Annotated in this window: 22 protein-coding genes; 21 read left to right on the forward strand and 1 reads right to left on the reverse strand. The window is 41.9% G+C overall.

From position 1 onward, the window contains the following. Nucleotides 1-451: 451 nt before the first annotated feature. A complete protein-coding gene (locus LMF89_RS26435) occupies nucleotides 452-871 on the reverse strand; it encodes a DUF6173 family protein (protein ID WP_369412707.1) in 420 nt (139 codons plus the stop codon). A 310-nt stretch (nucleotides 872-1,181) separates the two neighbouring features. Here LMF89_RS26435 and LMF89_RS23675 point away from each other — a divergent pair, with 310 nt between their 5' ends. From LMF89_RS23675 to LMF89_RS23770, 21 genes are all read left to right on the forward strand, one after another. Further along, a complete protein-coding gene (locus LMF89_RS23675) occupies nucleotides 1,182-1,349 on the forward strand; it encodes a hypothetical protein (protein ID WP_229537281.1) in 168 nt (55 codons plus the stop codon). 44 nt (nucleotides 1,350-1,393) lie between these two features. Then, nucleotides 1,394-1,522 (forward strand): hypothetical protein, encoded by a 129-nt coding sequence (locus tag LMF89_RS26010; RefSeq protein WP_255711616.1) that lies wholly within the window; start codon nucleotides 1,394-1,396, stop codon nucleotides 1,520-1,522. Between the two features lie 94 nt (nucleotides 1,523-1,616). Beyond that, the gene (locus LMF89_RS23680; protein WP_229537282.1) at nucleotides 1,617-2,093 is read left to right on the forward strand and encodes a helix-turn-helix domain-containing protein; all 477 of its coding nucleotides are present in this window, start codon (nucleotides 1,617-1,619) and stop codon (nucleotides 2,091-2,093) included. Nucleotides 2,094-2,595: 502 nt separating this feature from the next. Further along, on the forward strand, nucleotides 2,596-3,561 hold the full coding sequence (locus LMF89_RS23685; RefSeq protein WP_229537283.1) for a hypothetical protein: 966 nt from the start codon (nucleotides 2,596-2,598) through the stop codon (nucleotides 3,559-3,561). Then, a complete protein-coding gene (locus LMF89_RS23690) occupies nucleotides 3,558-4,766 on the forward strand; it encodes a metallophosphoesterase family protein (protein ID WP_229537284.1) in 1,209 nt (402 codons plus the stop codon). Before LMF89_RS23685 ends, LMF89_RS23690 begins: the two co-directional genes overlap by 4 nt. After that, nucleotides 4,756-5,013: a hypothetical protein gene (locus LMF89_RS23695; protein ID WP_229537285.1), complete on the forward strand. Its 258-nt coding sequence runs from the start codon at nucleotides 4,756-4,758 to the stop codon at nucleotides 5,011-5,013. The genes LMF89_RS23690 and LMF89_RS23695 overlap by 11 nt, the downstream gene beginning before the upstream one ends. Then, nucleotides 5,010-5,294, forward strand: a complete 285-nt coding sequence (locus LMF89_RS23700) for a hypothetical protein (protein WP_229537286.1) — start codon at nucleotides 5,010-5,012, stop codon at nucleotides 5,292-5,294. Before LMF89_RS23695 ends, LMF89_RS23700 begins: the two co-directional genes overlap by 4 nt. Beyond that, nucleotides 5,291-5,626, forward strand: coding sequence for a VVA0879 family protein (locus LMF89_RS23705; RefSeq protein ID WP_229537287.1), 336 nt, complete (start codon nucleotides 5,291-5,293; stop codon nucleotides 5,624-5,626). The genes LMF89_RS23700 and LMF89_RS23705 overlap by 4 nt, the downstream gene beginning before the upstream one ends. Beyond that, a complete protein-coding gene (locus LMF89_RS23710; RefSeq protein WP_229537288.1) occupies nucleotides 5,619-5,834 on the forward strand; it encodes a hypothetical protein in 216 nt (71 codons plus the stop codon). Before LMF89_RS23705 ends, LMF89_RS23710 begins: the two co-directional genes overlap by 8 nt. Further along, nucleotides 5,821-6,105: a hypothetical protein gene (locus LMF89_RS23715; RefSeq protein ID WP_229537290.1), complete on the forward strand. Its 285-nt coding sequence runs from the start codon at nucleotides 5,821-5,823 to the stop codon at nucleotides 6,103-6,105. Before LMF89_RS23710 ends, LMF89_RS23715 begins: the two co-directional genes overlap by 14 nt. Nucleotides 6,106-6,108: 3 nt before the next feature. Beyond that, nucleotides 6,109-6,465: a hypothetical protein gene (locus LMF89_RS23720; RefSeq protein WP_229537292.1), complete on the forward strand. Its 357-nt coding sequence runs from the start codon at nucleotides 6,109-6,111 to the stop codon at nucleotides 6,463-6,465. Then, nucleotides 6,440-8,989, forward strand: coding sequence for an AAA family ATPase (locus tag LMF89_RS23725; RefSeq protein ID WP_229537293.1), 2,550 nt, complete (start codon nucleotides 6,440-6,442; stop codon nucleotides 8,987-8,989). Before LMF89_RS23720 ends, LMF89_RS23725 begins: the two co-directional genes overlap by 26 nt. Before the next feature lie 195 nt (nucleotides 8,990-9,184). Further along, nucleotides 9,185-9,451 (forward strand): AbrB/MazE/SpoVT family DNA-binding domain-containing protein, encoded by a 267-nt coding sequence (locus LMF89_RS23730; RefSeq protein WP_229537294.1) that lies wholly within the window; start codon nucleotides 9,185-9,187, stop codon nucleotides 9,449-9,451. Continuing rightward, nucleotides 9,448-9,882 carry a DUF6166 domain-containing protein gene (locus tag LMF89_RS23735; protein WP_229537296.1) on the forward strand — a complete coding sequence of 145 codons (435 nt, stop codon included), beginning with the start codon at nucleotides 9,448-9,450 and terminating at the stop codon, nucleotides 9,880-9,882. Before LMF89_RS23730 ends, LMF89_RS23735 begins: the two co-directional genes overlap by 4 nt. 123 nt (nucleotides 9,883-10,005) lie before the next feature. After that, a complete protein-coding gene (locus tag LMF89_RS23740) occupies nucleotides 10,006-10,656 on the forward strand; it encodes a hypothetical protein (protein WP_229537297.1) in 651 nt (216 codons plus the stop codon). Nucleotides 10,657-10,716: 60 nt separating this feature from the next. Next, nucleotides 10,717-10,971 (forward strand): hypothetical protein, encoded by a 255-nt coding sequence (locus LMF89_RS23745; RefSeq protein ID WP_229537298.1) that lies wholly within the window; start codon nucleotides 10,717-10,719, stop codon nucleotides 10,969-10,971. A 2-nt stretch (nucleotides 10,972-10,973) separates the two neighbouring features. Next, nucleotides 10,974-11,480, forward strand: coding sequence for a Holliday junction resolvase RecU (locus LMF89_RS23750; RefSeq protein ID WP_229537300.1), 507 nt, complete (start codon nucleotides 10,974-10,976; stop codon nucleotides 11,478-11,480). 2 nt (nucleotides 11,481-11,482) lie between these two features. Next, nucleotides 11,483-11,734: a hypothetical protein gene (locus LMF89_RS23755; RefSeq protein ID WP_229537301.1), complete on the forward strand. Its 252-nt coding sequence runs from the start codon at nucleotides 11,483-11,485 to the stop codon at nucleotides 11,732-11,734. 84 nt (nucleotides 11,735-11,818) lie between these two features. Continuing rightward, nucleotides 11,819-13,246 carry a DUF5651 domain-containing protein gene (locus LMF89_RS23760; RefSeq protein WP_229537302.1) on the forward strand — a complete coding sequence of 476 codons (1,428 nt, stop codon included), beginning with the start codon at nucleotides 11,819-11,821 and terminating at the stop codon, nucleotides 13,244-13,246. 4 nt (nucleotides 13,247-13,250) lie between these two features. Then, nucleotides 13,251-13,469 carry a hypothetical protein gene (locus LMF89_RS23765; protein WP_229537303.1) on the forward strand — a complete coding sequence of 73 codons (219 nt, stop codon included), beginning with the start codon at nucleotides 13,251-13,253 and terminating at the stop codon, nucleotides 13,467-13,469. Nucleotide 13,470: 1 nt separating this feature from the next. Further along, nucleotides 13,471-13,686: a LysM peptidoglycan-binding domain-containing protein gene (locus LMF89_RS23770; protein WP_229537305.1), complete on the forward strand. Its 216-nt coding sequence runs from the start codon at nucleotides 13,471-13,473 to the stop codon at nucleotides 13,684-13,686. Nucleotides 13,687-13,790: the final 104 nt, after the last annotated feature.

Raw genomic sequence — 13,790 nt, forward strand, 5'->3', positions numbered from 1 at the left:
GAAGATCCTGACTTTCCTGATCCTTGCAGTTTGTGTCCTCAGTCTCCAGAATGTGTGAAAACAAATTGGAAGCTGGAATGGGACACGCTGCTTAAATTAAAAAACATTACTGGTTTGGACATGGGACCAATGAAAAGGAAGACTTCTAACTATTAGTAGCCACTAGCAAGCATACACGAATTTATAGATTAAAAACCAGTTAAGGAGGTGTTTAAAATGACATTAGAGCAACGAGTAACTAATCTAGAAAAAGTAGTGGCCGAACTGATCAAGCTGCAACTTGAAGAACGGCCACAAACCAAAGCGTTTCAAGACTCTATGGAACAACTGGCGGCTATTTTACCAGTGATCCAGGAGTTAAAAAGCGATGAATATGACAAAATCACAGTACCAACAGTCACATTATTTAAGTCTAGTGCAGGGCTTATAGATGAGAAACTTGGAACTACTATCAATCATCTGTCTGCTCAGATTGATCTTCTGAATGAAAACCTATCTTGCGTCGCGGCTCTTTTGGGTTACTTCTCTTCAAGGCAACAAGCAATAGACTTAACTGCGATGAATGCTGGACGAGCCTCACGGGTTCTCCTGTCGGAAGAGTCCCATAAAAAACAATCATGTCTGGGTTCCAATAGCTAACATCATTAATGCTAAATTGTACTGTTTGTCCAAAAGACACTAAGCGTCCACCTGCTTGCATGTCATCAGGTAGTTCTGCTTCAAAATCATTAATCGTACCAATAATTCGCTCACACATCCAATCAGCATGATGGTAATCGCGGATCAATGATTTTGTTTCTTGTGGTGACAAGTTCTCAGGGGTGTTGTTCAGTACATTTGCTAAATGAAAAGTTTTTTCCATATTAATCATCCTTTGAAATTTATTTGATAATGGATTTATTCTGTAAAAGGAATAAAATTCCTGTATTAATTTGTAAATCAAAGTAATTTAAGGAGGTGAGAAAAATAGAATCTAAAAAATTTCATATCGATCTTAATCTATTAGAAACGATCATTAAAAACGCAAATGAAAACGTTCAGCATCAATCAGGACAATCCCAATTAATCGTATATGTAAATGAATTTCCTAATGGAAAACGGGAACTGGTCTTTGAGCAACCCTGCATTTATCGGAATGGAGTATCTAAATTTCACAGAGTTTCAGAGAGGGAGGCGACAGTATGTCATTCATAATTTCTACAGAAAAATGTAAGGTAGGTCGTGGTTTCTTTACATATGTCCGTATGCATGAACCTGCTGCGGATGACAAGGAAAGAAAAATAAATGCTTTAAAAATTACTCTAAAGAGTAATCCACCTGTTAAAGATGAAAATTTGGAGGCAGGTTAAGCTTAAAATTAATTAGTTTCTACTAAAAGAAGGGAGTGGGGCGTATGATCGTTATCAAAAATATTCGTTTTGGCATAACGGAATCAAAGACTGTAACCCAAAATGAGGATGGTGACAAGCTCTGGGTTTTAGTGGCTGGTGGTATGGCACTTGTGGCTATTGCTCTAATCTAAAAAAAGAGCCTGTCCAGATAGACAGGCTGAGTGGGGGTGAGAACGTAAGGAGTGTCCTCTTAGTTCATTATCTCATGGAGAGGGGATGAAAACCATGCAGACAAAGTTCGGAAAACTATGCGCTACTGCTAGGGATTTTGCAGGATATACGCAAGAATCTGCAAGTCCAGTGTTAAACGTCAGTCCTCGTTCTATTTCAACCTATGAATGCGGTAAAGCTCCTATACCTGAGGATGTCATCTTAAAAATGATGGAGATCTACAATGCCAAATGGCTTGGATATATGTATTTAAAGATGACCAATAAAGTAGGTGAATTAATACTTCCTAGTATTGAACATCGTGCATTATCTGCTAATATTCTGGATTTACAAGTAGAGATGGAAGAGGTAAATAAGATGCAAATGGATCTTGCCAGAGTGGGGCGTGACGATAAAATTACCACTGATGAAACGCCCTTATTTAATAGGTGCATAGAGCGGCTGATATCCCTTTGTGGTGCTATCTTCGCAATTGCCTATATGCCTTTACTAAAAGAAAAATCGCCTGTGTTAGCGCACAGACGACTTTGAGAGGAGTTAACTAAAATTTTTACACCATTATTGTACCATGTTCGGTACATTGTGGTCAATCGGAGGGAAATGTAATGAGTAAAATTACTGCTAAATATTGGTGCCGTTTGGCATATCTCATAGGGGTTGAGGTTAGCAGGAAGAAGGTGCTGCAACATGAGCAACATTCAGCCGCTAACTAATTGCATAGCTTGCAAAGTACCAGGGGTTAAAATTGAGGACTATATTCGCATAGCTGTATATCAATGTCCTAAATGTCTTGCTACTTGGTCCACATTAACAAATACGAAAGCGAGGAAATCAAAATGAAGAAAGTTGTTAATCTTGGTGCCTCATGCACTACTTGCAAATTCCAGGATCGGTCAAATCATGACGCATGTTATAAATGCATGCACCTGAATGGAAAACCAGGATGGGAACCTGCGGGAGGGGTTCAGGTAATAGAGGGAGAGGATTGGTAAGGCAATCTTACTCGTCGTGTAGTAACAGGGGGTGTGGCGTAATGGAAAATAACGTAACAATATTAGCACCACAGCAACAAAGCGGAGCGTTGCTTGATATGGATTCTAGTGGGGCGAGTGATATGGCAATTCGATTAGCTGAAATGACAACTAAGCTTGATCTGGTTCAGAAATTCTTCAAGCAGGTTATGGTTAAGGATTTAGATTATGGAATTATCCCAGGTACGGACAAGCCTACCCTTTATAAGCCAGGTGCAGAAAAGCTATGTGAATTATATGGATTTGCTCCTATTGTAAAAGCCAAAAATGACACTCGGGATTTTAAGACTGGATATTACTTATCGGAGATTACTATGCAAATCGTGCATCGTAAGACCGGCACTATCATTGCCGAAGGTGTTGGCGAAGCAAGCAGCTATGAAAGTAAGTATCGATATCGTTGGGTGTATGAGAGTGACGTACCTAAAAGCTTAGACAAAGAAGCGCTAGTAAATAAAATCTTCAAGAACAAAAAGACTGGTGCTGAATATGCCAAATACCGGATTGAAAACACAGACCTGATCGATCAATGGAATACCATTTTGAAAATGGCAAAGAAAAGATCTTTAGTGGATGCTGTTTTATCAGCAACTAGAAGTTCGAGTATTTTCAGTCAGTCGGAAGATGAATTAGAAGCTTGGCTGGAAGGTGAAGGCAGTGATGCGCCTAAAGAAAGGCTTGAAAAGCAGCGTGCCACTCCTAAGGCTAGTGATGAACGTTCTTCCTTTAATCCACCTACAGGCAATAAATTGTCGGACAAGCAGTATGGCAAAATCGTTGGTGATGCCAAGCGAAAGAATGTTGATGAGAGTGGCATTAAATCCATTGTTCAATATGTAAAAAATAAGCCACTTAATGATCTGACTACGGCTGAAGCTAGTTCTGTGATTGATTTTATAGCAAAAACCAATGAGGAAGAATTACAAGACTTACTTATGTCAGCTGCACTACCAGGTGATATGGCATGAAAATAGCTCATATAGCAGATATACATTGGGGGCTAGGTTATTCTGGTCCCACTGCTACCGCTCGATTCGATGATATATGTCGAACTATGGACTGGACAGCGGATCGGATGATAGCAGAAGGTTGTGACATCGCAATTGTTGCTGGTGATATGTTTCGAAAAGCTGATATTGCTCTAGAAAAGGCAAGTAAGGAGATTCGAGCTTGCACTGCATGGCTACGAAAACTAACTGCAGCAGGTATTGAGATATTTATAATTTCAGGTACTCCAAGTCATGATCCTATTAGTGCGTATGAGTTATTGAAAGATTATCAGCTGCCTAAGGTAACAATCGCTACAGAGCCAATTTGGTGCGACCATGATGGTGAATATGGTTTTTCGCTAGTATGCGTCCCAGGGATGGATAGATCAAATTTTGTTAATAAGGAAGAGTATCGTGGATTACCGGCGCATGTAGTGCATCAGATGATGACGGACCATATAACGGAGACTTGCCAAGAATTTCGAAGGGAAAGTAACTATAGTCCATCTATCCTTGTTGGTCATTTTACATATGATCTGGCTGATACAGGTTTTGAGGATGTGTTGATGCAGCAGGAAGCAATCCTTACCACTGAGGCAGTTGCAGGATATGATCTGGTTACGCTAGGTCATATCCATCGTCCTCAGCAGAATGGGAATGTATTTTATAGTGGATCTCCTGAACGACTTAGCTTTAATGATGAGAAAGTAGATGCAGGATTTTGGATTCATGAATGGGATGGGCAGAAGTTTGATTCTAGATTTATTGATACTCCAGCAAGACGCTTTGTGACCTATAAATTAGATGAGTTCGGAGTAAAAATGGTCATTGAAGGTTTTTTATGTTGGGATTGGGGCGAGGATGATGAAGAAGATCATGGACCACGTCCTAAGGATGCGATTGTTCGAATTCACTATACATGCAGTGAGGAGCTTAATCGGCAGCTCAATCGAAGAACATTAGAAAAATCTTTATATGATGCAGGCGTCTACTACGTCAGTGAAATCAAAGGTGATGTAAAACGTTCCGAAGATCGATTGCGTGATGCTGAGATTACAGAAGTTCTTGGACCTATAGATGCGCTAAGAAAGTGGGCTAGTAATCAAGAAATTGATTCATTGGAGATTGATGAATTGGCAGCTATGACGGCTGAATTGATGGAGGTGCCAGCTGATGCCTTGTGAATGTCTTGTAGGTTCTGATGGTAGTGTGATTATGATTTGCAGCAGGGGACGTAAACCAGTTACGCCTTGCCATTACTGCGGAAAGCCCATCACTAGCTTATGTGACTATCCTGTGGGCGAAGGAAAGACTTGCGATAGACCAATGTGCAATAAATGCAAAACCAAGATAGGTCCTGATTTGGATGTTTGTCAGGAACACAACAATCCAGATGATATTTTTAAAACACAGCATGGAGGTGCGTCATGATCAACGAGATAGAGAAAATTATTCAATTATCTTCAGAGCAATTTGAAGAATTTAAAAAATCTAAGCGGCTGGACAATTTATTCAAGAAGCACGTAGGACTAGATGTTCGGGACAACTACGCATTAGGAGATACGGCGGTCATGATTCCTAATCCAGAGCTGTACGGAATATATCGCAACGAGTGGAAGGGAAAGGTAATTTACTATCTTGTTGTAAGTATCATGGGGCCGGAAATAGCTTTTGCATGGAGTTTATATCCAATTTCGGAGGTATCAGCATGATAAAGCAAACGTTGGAAGACTGGCAAGCTGAGATGAAAACTCGCTTTGAATCAAAGAATGCAGTTGCATTTGTTTGCCCAGCTTGCGGTAAGGTCGCAACCATTAAGGAACATATGGACGCTGGTGGTAAACCAGACGATGCTCCTCAGCAATGCATTGGCAGAACAACGGGGCTAGGTGCGAAAGACAAGAAAGACGTGGGTAACGGTTGCAATTGGGCATCCTTTGGCTTGTTTGGCACACTAGGTAAAGGTCGAGAGGTAGTTTTTCCTGATGGTAAAGTAGTAGAAGTTTTTGACTTTGCAGCTCAGGAGGTACTAGCAAATGCCTAAAAAAGCAAAAGTTAAAAATGTTAAGTGGCCTATTGGAACTAAAGTTCGTATGATTAATTGCTTTGAAGCAACTAAATACAAAGGGCAAGTATGGATTACTAGGAGCGAGCCTTGGAAGGCTTGCGGGACTCAATTAGTTCTTCTAGATGGTAGAACTGGCGGATTTGATACCAGCTGCTTGGAGGTGGTAGTAGATGCATACATTTAAGAGCAAGCGAACGGGGAAGATCATTGAAATTCAGGAAATTCCGATGTCATCCATGATGCTTTTACCACCGAAACCAGATGTATGCCAAGAGTGCGCAGTGAAGCATGATCCTCGATTACCTCATAATCAGCAAAGCTTGTATTATCAAATGAAGTTTAAGATGGAACACGGGCGCGATGCTACATGGACTGATGCTATGGCTCATTGTACGGAAGAAGTAAAAGAGCGTTGGATAGAGGGTTTGAAATTTCATGGGGTGGAGGTGTTTTAGCATATGGCAAATGCAGAGATCATCATCCCTGGTGAAATGGCGTGGAGAACGACTCCGCGCCAGGTAGTACTCAAAAGAGTAGAGCCAGAAGATCCAACCCCTATTGAATGTGTTAGAAGAGGTTTATCTCTATATAAAGCACGACCGATGTATCCGCAAGACTTAACACCAGAGGATGCAAGATTCCTTGTTGAAAGTAAAGTTTCTAAGATTCTCATTGCGGCCTCTTATCAAATGGCTGCATCAGACCTCTATAAGAAGTTGATCAATTGGGGTATTCATAAAAAAGGTAAGAAGATATACGCCATTAGTAAATCAAAGGAGTTGGTAAGCAATGAGACCTCTACGCATTCAGATTAAAAACTTTGGCGCCATTCCTTATGCTGATATTGATTTGTCTAATATCACATGTAGCGCAATAGCAGGCCCTAACGGAGCAGGTAAAAGTACAGCCTTTACGATTGCCCCTATGTTCGCGCTTTATGGTACCACGAAGCCTGGCACCAGTGCGGATGATATGGTCCGCATTGGCACTACTGAAGCAGAAGTCATATTCGATTATGAGCACCAAGGCGAGATTTATAGAACCATTCGCACTCGCAGTACAAAAGGTAAAGGGAAAACCACTTTAGAGCTGCAGCGTAAGTCTGGTGCATTATGGGCTAGTGAATCCGGTGCTAGTATTGCTGAGACGCAGAAAAAGATTATTGCCTTGCTGAATTTAGATGCAGAAACCTTTTCATCTAGCAGTATGATTTTGCAAAACAAATCGAATGAATTTACCTCTAGGCCAGCGGGGCAGCGTAAAGCAATTTTAGCTCAGGTGCTGCAGCTGGATCAGTACGAAACGCTCCAGGAAAAAGCGAAGGCAAAGCTGCAAGCAACTAATTTAGAGTTAGAAAAGGCCAAAGTCAAAGTGTCCGAAATTGACGGACGGTTAGTTGATAAAGTCACACTTGAGACACTGAAATTTGCCAATGAAGTGCAAAAAGCCACTATTGAAACTCAGATTAAAAAAGCAGAAGCTGATTTGCAGATTGCCCAGGTAGATCATAATGTGTTGGTCGCTCGCATTCAGCAAGCCGACGCAATTGACAAGCAGGCAAAGGGTTTGAGAGTTAGTATTGACGCCAAGACGATTGAACGTGAGCGGCAGCAGGGGCGTTTGGATACAGCCAACAAGCTTTTGCTTCAAGAAGAAACGATCTTGGCCAAAGTCGTGGAATATGAACAGACACAGCAACAAGTTACTGTACTGCAGACTCAAAGAGATCAACAGGACAATTTACAAACTGAGGCTGTACGCTTAAAAGAAGAACTTGCTGGTGTTGTAACCGGCCTAAAAAATACGAATGCAGAAATAGTTAAACTGGAATCGATTCTAGCTGATCGACCTCGGCTGAAAATGGCTGCTGCAGATTATAAGCAAGCGATATCTGATTTTGCGAAGATAGACACTCTTAGGGTTTCCTACGAAGATCTTTCTCGCCAATGGGTGGATGTGCAAAAGGCGCTAGTACTATCTGTCACTCGTTTTGATATGAAAAAGGCTAATCTATCTAAGGAAATTAAGTTGCTAGAAGGAAAGACAAACATCTTACAAAATGCTCAGTGCATTGATATAGATCGGGCAGAGTGTGCCTTTCTGAAAGATGCCAAAGAAGCTCAGGGAAGAATTACTGAGTTACTAGCTCAGATTGAAGAACTTAAGAATCCTGATGCAGAAAATCTGCAAAAACAACAAGATGATTTAAAAGTGCAGATGGATGGTCTTAATTATCACGCTACAGAATGGTCTAGGCTGCAGGGGTTAGTAAGTACCTTAAAGCCAGATGCAGAAGCCTTTGCTAAATTAGATGGTCAGATTCAGCTCCTAGACAACTATAAGAAGCAAAATAGTGAATATCAAACTCGCCAAACCGATCTTGAAACTAGGATCGAATCTATGCGTGAACAGTACCGAGTATTGGCCGAAGGTTTAAAAGAACTTCCAGCTATGGAAGAAAAAATAAAGCTGCTGCAACCGTATCTTTTATCGAAAGATCAACTTGCGATAGCGCGAGAAGTATCGGCTTCAGCTACTGAATTTATTAATCGCTCCAACACAGAAATTAATACCCTTACAGAACAGGCAACTAAACTTGAAACAGAGTATGAAGCCATCATTGGTGATGCTAAAGGATTAGAACAGGCTGCCAAAGATAAATGCACAGGACTGCAGACAACACTCCAAGTATCTAGGGATGAGCTAACACGTTTAGTTGCTGCTCTCGGAGGCATACAAGCGAAACTAGATGCATTGGCAGCTGATGAGATTACTCGGCAGACCTTAGTGGAAGAAATGGCACCTTTGTCAAAGAAAGTAGTCCGGTACCAGACTATCGTGAAAGCATTTAGTAGAGATGGAATCCCTGCTCTTATTATTGAAAATGCGGTACCTGAACTCGAGCGTATTGCCAATGATATTCTTGGTCAAATGTCTGGCGGTAAGAACTATCTCAAGTTTGAAACGCAAAAGGAACTAAAAAGCCGGAGCGGTATGGCAGAGACCTTAGATATTATCGTTGGTGATTGGGCTGGTGAACGCATCTATGAAACCTATAGCGGTGGTGAGCAGCTGCGCATAGACTTTGCCATTCGCTTTGCTTTAGCAGAATTATTGGCTCGTCGTGCGGGTTCAAAAGTGGACTGGCTCACGATCGATGAGGGCTTTGGGAGTCAATCAGATGAGTTTTTACCGATGGTTATTGACGCGGTGAAGCAGGTTGCTAGTCGGTTTGGTGTAGTGCTTGTCATTAGTCACGTTAAAGCCGTTCAGGAAGCCTTTGAGCAAAAGATCTTCTTTAAGCCGGAGGACGAGTCGGTGGAAGTATTGGTGGCCTAGCTCAGATAGGCTTATTGCAAAAACAAAGATTACTCCACAATAAAGTACAAACGGGGTAATAAAAGATAAGGTGCTAAGCACCTTATCTAAAATGACAAGATCTATCAATTATTTACCTCCTATAAAAGTCAAGATAGAACAGCATATGCAGTAGGTAGTAAAATGATTCCATTAAATTTGAGGGGGAGAAAAATTATGAAATCAACTGGTATTGTAAGAAAGCTAGATAACCTTGGGAGAGTAGTTATTCCTATAGAAGTCAGAAGAACGTTGGAAATTGGAGAGAAAGATGGTTTAGAAATCTATGTTGATAAAGATCGTATTATCCTTATGAAATATCAACCCTCTTATGAGTGCCTATTTTGCGGTAGTTCTGATAATGTGAGTGAATTTAAAGGGAAATCCATATGTAAGGATTGCCTGGAATCCATTACTCAAAAGAAGCATGGCGATATCGCATGAGCGAACGATGCGGACGTTGCAATCGGGTACTAAGAGACGTCATCAGTAAAGAAAAAGGATTTGGCCCGGTGTGTTGGACCAAGATCATTGGTACCAGGGAGAGGCAGAAGGGCCAAGGACGATTATTCAAGGAGCCTGAGCTAGATTTTAGCGGTGATATTATTCTGAAGCGTAGCGAGAATGGCAGCGTGTTAACAAACGTATCGCAACAAATAGAATTGCATAGTCCGAATGGCTTTGAATGGGGCTATGGTGGTTCTGGACCTGCTGAGCTGGCTCTTAATATCTTGGCTATGTTTACGGATCGGCAGACAGCGGAAGAACTGCACCAGATATTCAAATGGGATTACATAGTGAGGGTACCTTATGATGGCGCCATAATTAAAGGCAAAGAGATAAGGAAATGGATAAAGCAGCATAAGGTCGCTTAATAGAGGAATAAAGGGCGGTGTACAATGCCGCCCCCTTACTCGGAAATCAGATGCAATTATAACGTATGAATCGTTACAGAGATTATAGTAATAGATCCAAGATTTGCTCTTAGGTGGTGGCTTATGAACTATATGCGAGAGTTGAATGCGTTTAGGGATTGGACAATGATAAACCGACCTTCTACAGGGGTAATTGCTTTATGGTACATGTTAATGAGCATAAACAATATGATCGGCTGGAAAGAATGGTTTACTGCGCCCAATCAAACTGTTCAACTACTTACCGGATTGTCCCGACAAGGGGTCGAATCCACAAGGAATTCGCTAATTCAATATGGATTAATTGAGTATAAAAAAGGCAAATCAAATCAGGCTGGGAGTTATCGTATGATTTCTCTTTTGGAAGAAAAGAAACCAGAAGTGCCTGTGGATAATTCTTCTGAGTGTCAGAATTTAGGCACAGTACTAGGCACACCTGTAGGCATAGGTGTAGGCACAGTAGTAGGCATACCACTAGGCACAGGTGTAGGCACACCTGTAGCACATTCTTATACTAGACTAGACGTAGACAAAACTATAAATATAAATAATAGCGCGCACGAGACGACGGTTGTGGATAACTCGAAAATTGATTCCGTGTGTCCAAAATGCAATGGGCAAGGCTGGTATCTTGCTCAAGTGCCCTTTAATAACGGCATAAATATGAGGGATGAAGCGGTTACCTGTGATTGTAAGAAAAAGCCTGCATCATGGACCATGGGAGGGAGCGGATAAGTTATTGGATTCGCTGTTATTGTATTTGTTATTTTCTGGGAAATGTTAGGAGGGTTGATTGTGGGACCATGTGCGCATTGTGGTCGGTTAACGGATGATGTGGAGAATATTTGCTCTCATTGCCAGCAACGCAACGAAAAGAGGGCTGCAGTTAATCCAGAGGTACGCAGCCAAATCGATAAGGCTGTTAAGATGGCAGAGCAATATCATAAAGGATTTCGGGTGATTCAGAACCAGCGAGGGGAGATATTAGTATTTCCAACTGCGGTACCTGTGAAAGAAGGTACTTCGGTGCTGTACGAGACGGAGGTGTAGATTTGAGATATGAGCATGCAAACCGTGGTAAGGCTTTTGAAGAGTCGATCATCATGGTAAATGAAATATATAAGGCTAGAGGAAAAGCAATTATAGCTAAAGTGCCGACGGAGTGGATACCGATTCGCCAGGGCGGGAAGATCGTAACTGCGAAGGTGGAGAACAAGTCGATCGTGGATTTTCTAGGGAGCTATAAGGGACAGTCCATTGCCTTTGATGCAAAGGAGTGTTTGTCTTCGGATCGGATCCGTTGGGCGGAGCTGAAAGAGCATCAACAGGAGTTTCTTGATCGGCATTATAAGACGGGTGGGATATCCTTCGTGTTTGTTAGTTTCAAGGGTGGAAGGTACTTTGCGGTACCGTGGAAAGTTTGGGAGTATGGGCTGGATGAATGGCAAGCGGGTGGGGCTGCATCGATACATATCAAGGATTTTTCACCAGAATGGAAGGTGCCTCAGGGTTTAGATTATTTGCCGATAGTGGATCGGCTGTTTAGGAAGGTGGGGTAAAAATGGCCATTGTCAGTGTTGATGTTGATCTGGATGAGTTCGGTGATGAAGATTTGCTTGAAGAGGTCAAAAAACGTGGTCTTCTAAAAGCTGAAAGTAATGACTATAGCGAGATTATTTCACTGCTAGAAAATAGTTCAGGCGCAGCTGTTATTAAGACCGGGGTTGGTGAATCCTTTAGTGTCAGTGTTGGTGGTAATTGTTCTTATGCCGATAATGGAAGGTCAACGATAATTGTTATCAGTGGCGAGTAATGTCCTTGTTATCAAATGTTATGTGTGCCTCGTGAGCACGTAGAGAAAAACGAACTTAAATAAATTTGATTGGAGTGGGGGAGAATGAATCAATATTTATCGAGGGATGAAAAAGAAAACCTAGTAAGGCTTATGACTCTCAGAGTGCAGCTTGAGAAAGTCATTGAATTATACTCTGGCTTGAAGAACGTAGATAAGAAATTTCTTTCTGAGCTCAGGCATGCACGGACTAGACTCGAAAAATCAGCAGACATACGACTAGGCTATCTTGACGAGCAGGCCAAAGAAAATCTAATGGTATCTATCTCCAAACTTAGAATCATGTTCATGGCTACGCCAGAAGCCATCCAAGCCAATAAGGACATGCTGCAGTTAAAAAGCACGCTGCCGATTGACGTAGAAGATTTCCAAGACTGGTATGGATTTGTGATTGAGCATAGTTGCAAAACATGCACCAAGGCAGATTATAAAGAATGTGCAGCACGTAGGGTTTTGTCCAAGTATGATGTAGTGCCAGTTGATCCGGAAGCGAAAGAGAAATGCCAATATAGCTATGCTAGTGACCTTGCACCTGAGTCAGCCGCACCAGGACTCACTGAAAAGCCTGAATTTACTAATCTAGGTGCAGAACTAGAAGTATTGCGCCTTATGGTTTCGGAGTATGACCGGTTGAAAATGGTAATTAACGATATCCTGCATCCGAACGGTGATGGACCCGCTAATCCGAGCATGTGTGATATTACGGCGTTTATTCGGAGTGACTGGAATCGGTTTGCGAAAGAAGCACAGGAGTTACGCAAGCAGCTTGAGGATTTGCAGGCTAAGTATGATTTGCTTGCTGAGAGCAATAAGGTTACTCAGGAGAGTGGATCAGCGGAAGAAGATCTGGATCTCAATGGCGAAGATGATGTTTTACCCGTCACCTTAGCGCTCAACAATGGCCTAAAAACTGTAATGTCCTTACCCAAGCATATGACAGAATGCCTCATAGCTGAAATTAAGCGTCCAAGTCGATTTTCGCGAAGTATTTGTGCCAAGTTCGTAGATGATGAATTCGTGGCTATCGATATGCAGGAAGTTGTTGCCATGCGTGTTTCAGGTTTAGCAGATGTTGAATGGAGTAAACCGAGACCAGTGCAAACTCAAAATACTTCCACCAATGAGCAGGAGCGATATCGTATTGAATGCTCTTGTGGTGCTGAGTATTTTGCTAATATGTATAATGGCTTCCCAGGTGGCCGAACGAAAGGACGTTGCCGCGAGTGTCAAAGTACAGTCTTTGCTGATCGTCAGGTGGACAAGATCCCTGATCCTAGTGATGGTGTAGAAGCAACATTGTTGACGAATCGGTATTTTGTGATTCGGGAGCCATACCAATCGCGTGAAGAAGATGCACCAGTGAGCAACCCAATTACCCCAAAATCGAGGGAATTAAACGTGGCACCACCTGATCTAAGAACTATCAAGAATATTGGCCGTGATTATATAGATCCATGCAGGTTATTGGGTTAGGAAAATGAAAATACAACGTACTGAATCAGAGCAGGCAATATTCCACAGTTTGATTAGTTGGATGATCAAGGGGCGAAGATTAGCCCCTCATGCTCCTAGCGAGAGGATTGTCCTGGGAGCGCTAGACGTTGTTAGGGGCGGGAATAGTACTAGTGGAGTATCATTGCAAGGGCGGGTTGAAACAAAGAGCCGTAGAGGGCCACAGAGGAAGAGAGGACTTTGAAATGAAACGGTTTATTCTGGTGTTGGTTCTAGTTGCAATGCAATATACAGTAAACCCTGGTGACACGCTGCAGTCGATTGCTGAGCAGTATTGCCAGGGCGATGATCCTCGACAGGTTGCGGAGTTTCGCGAGGGGATTAGGGAATTAAATTATGAATTGATTGGCGAGAGTGATGTTTGGGCGGGGCTGGAGTTGAAGATTAATCGGTGGGAGTAAATTAAAATGGCTGCTCAAAAGAACAGCCATAAGAAGGAGGTTTTATAGAAGTTTATATTACATAATATGATTTAGTTTAAACAATGTGACTAATTGTTATAAGA

It is taken from the genome of Pelosinus baikalensis (assembly GCF_020819555.1).
GTDB lineage: Bacteria > Bacillota > Negativicutes > DSM-13327 > DSM-13327 > Pelosinus > Pelosinus baikalensis.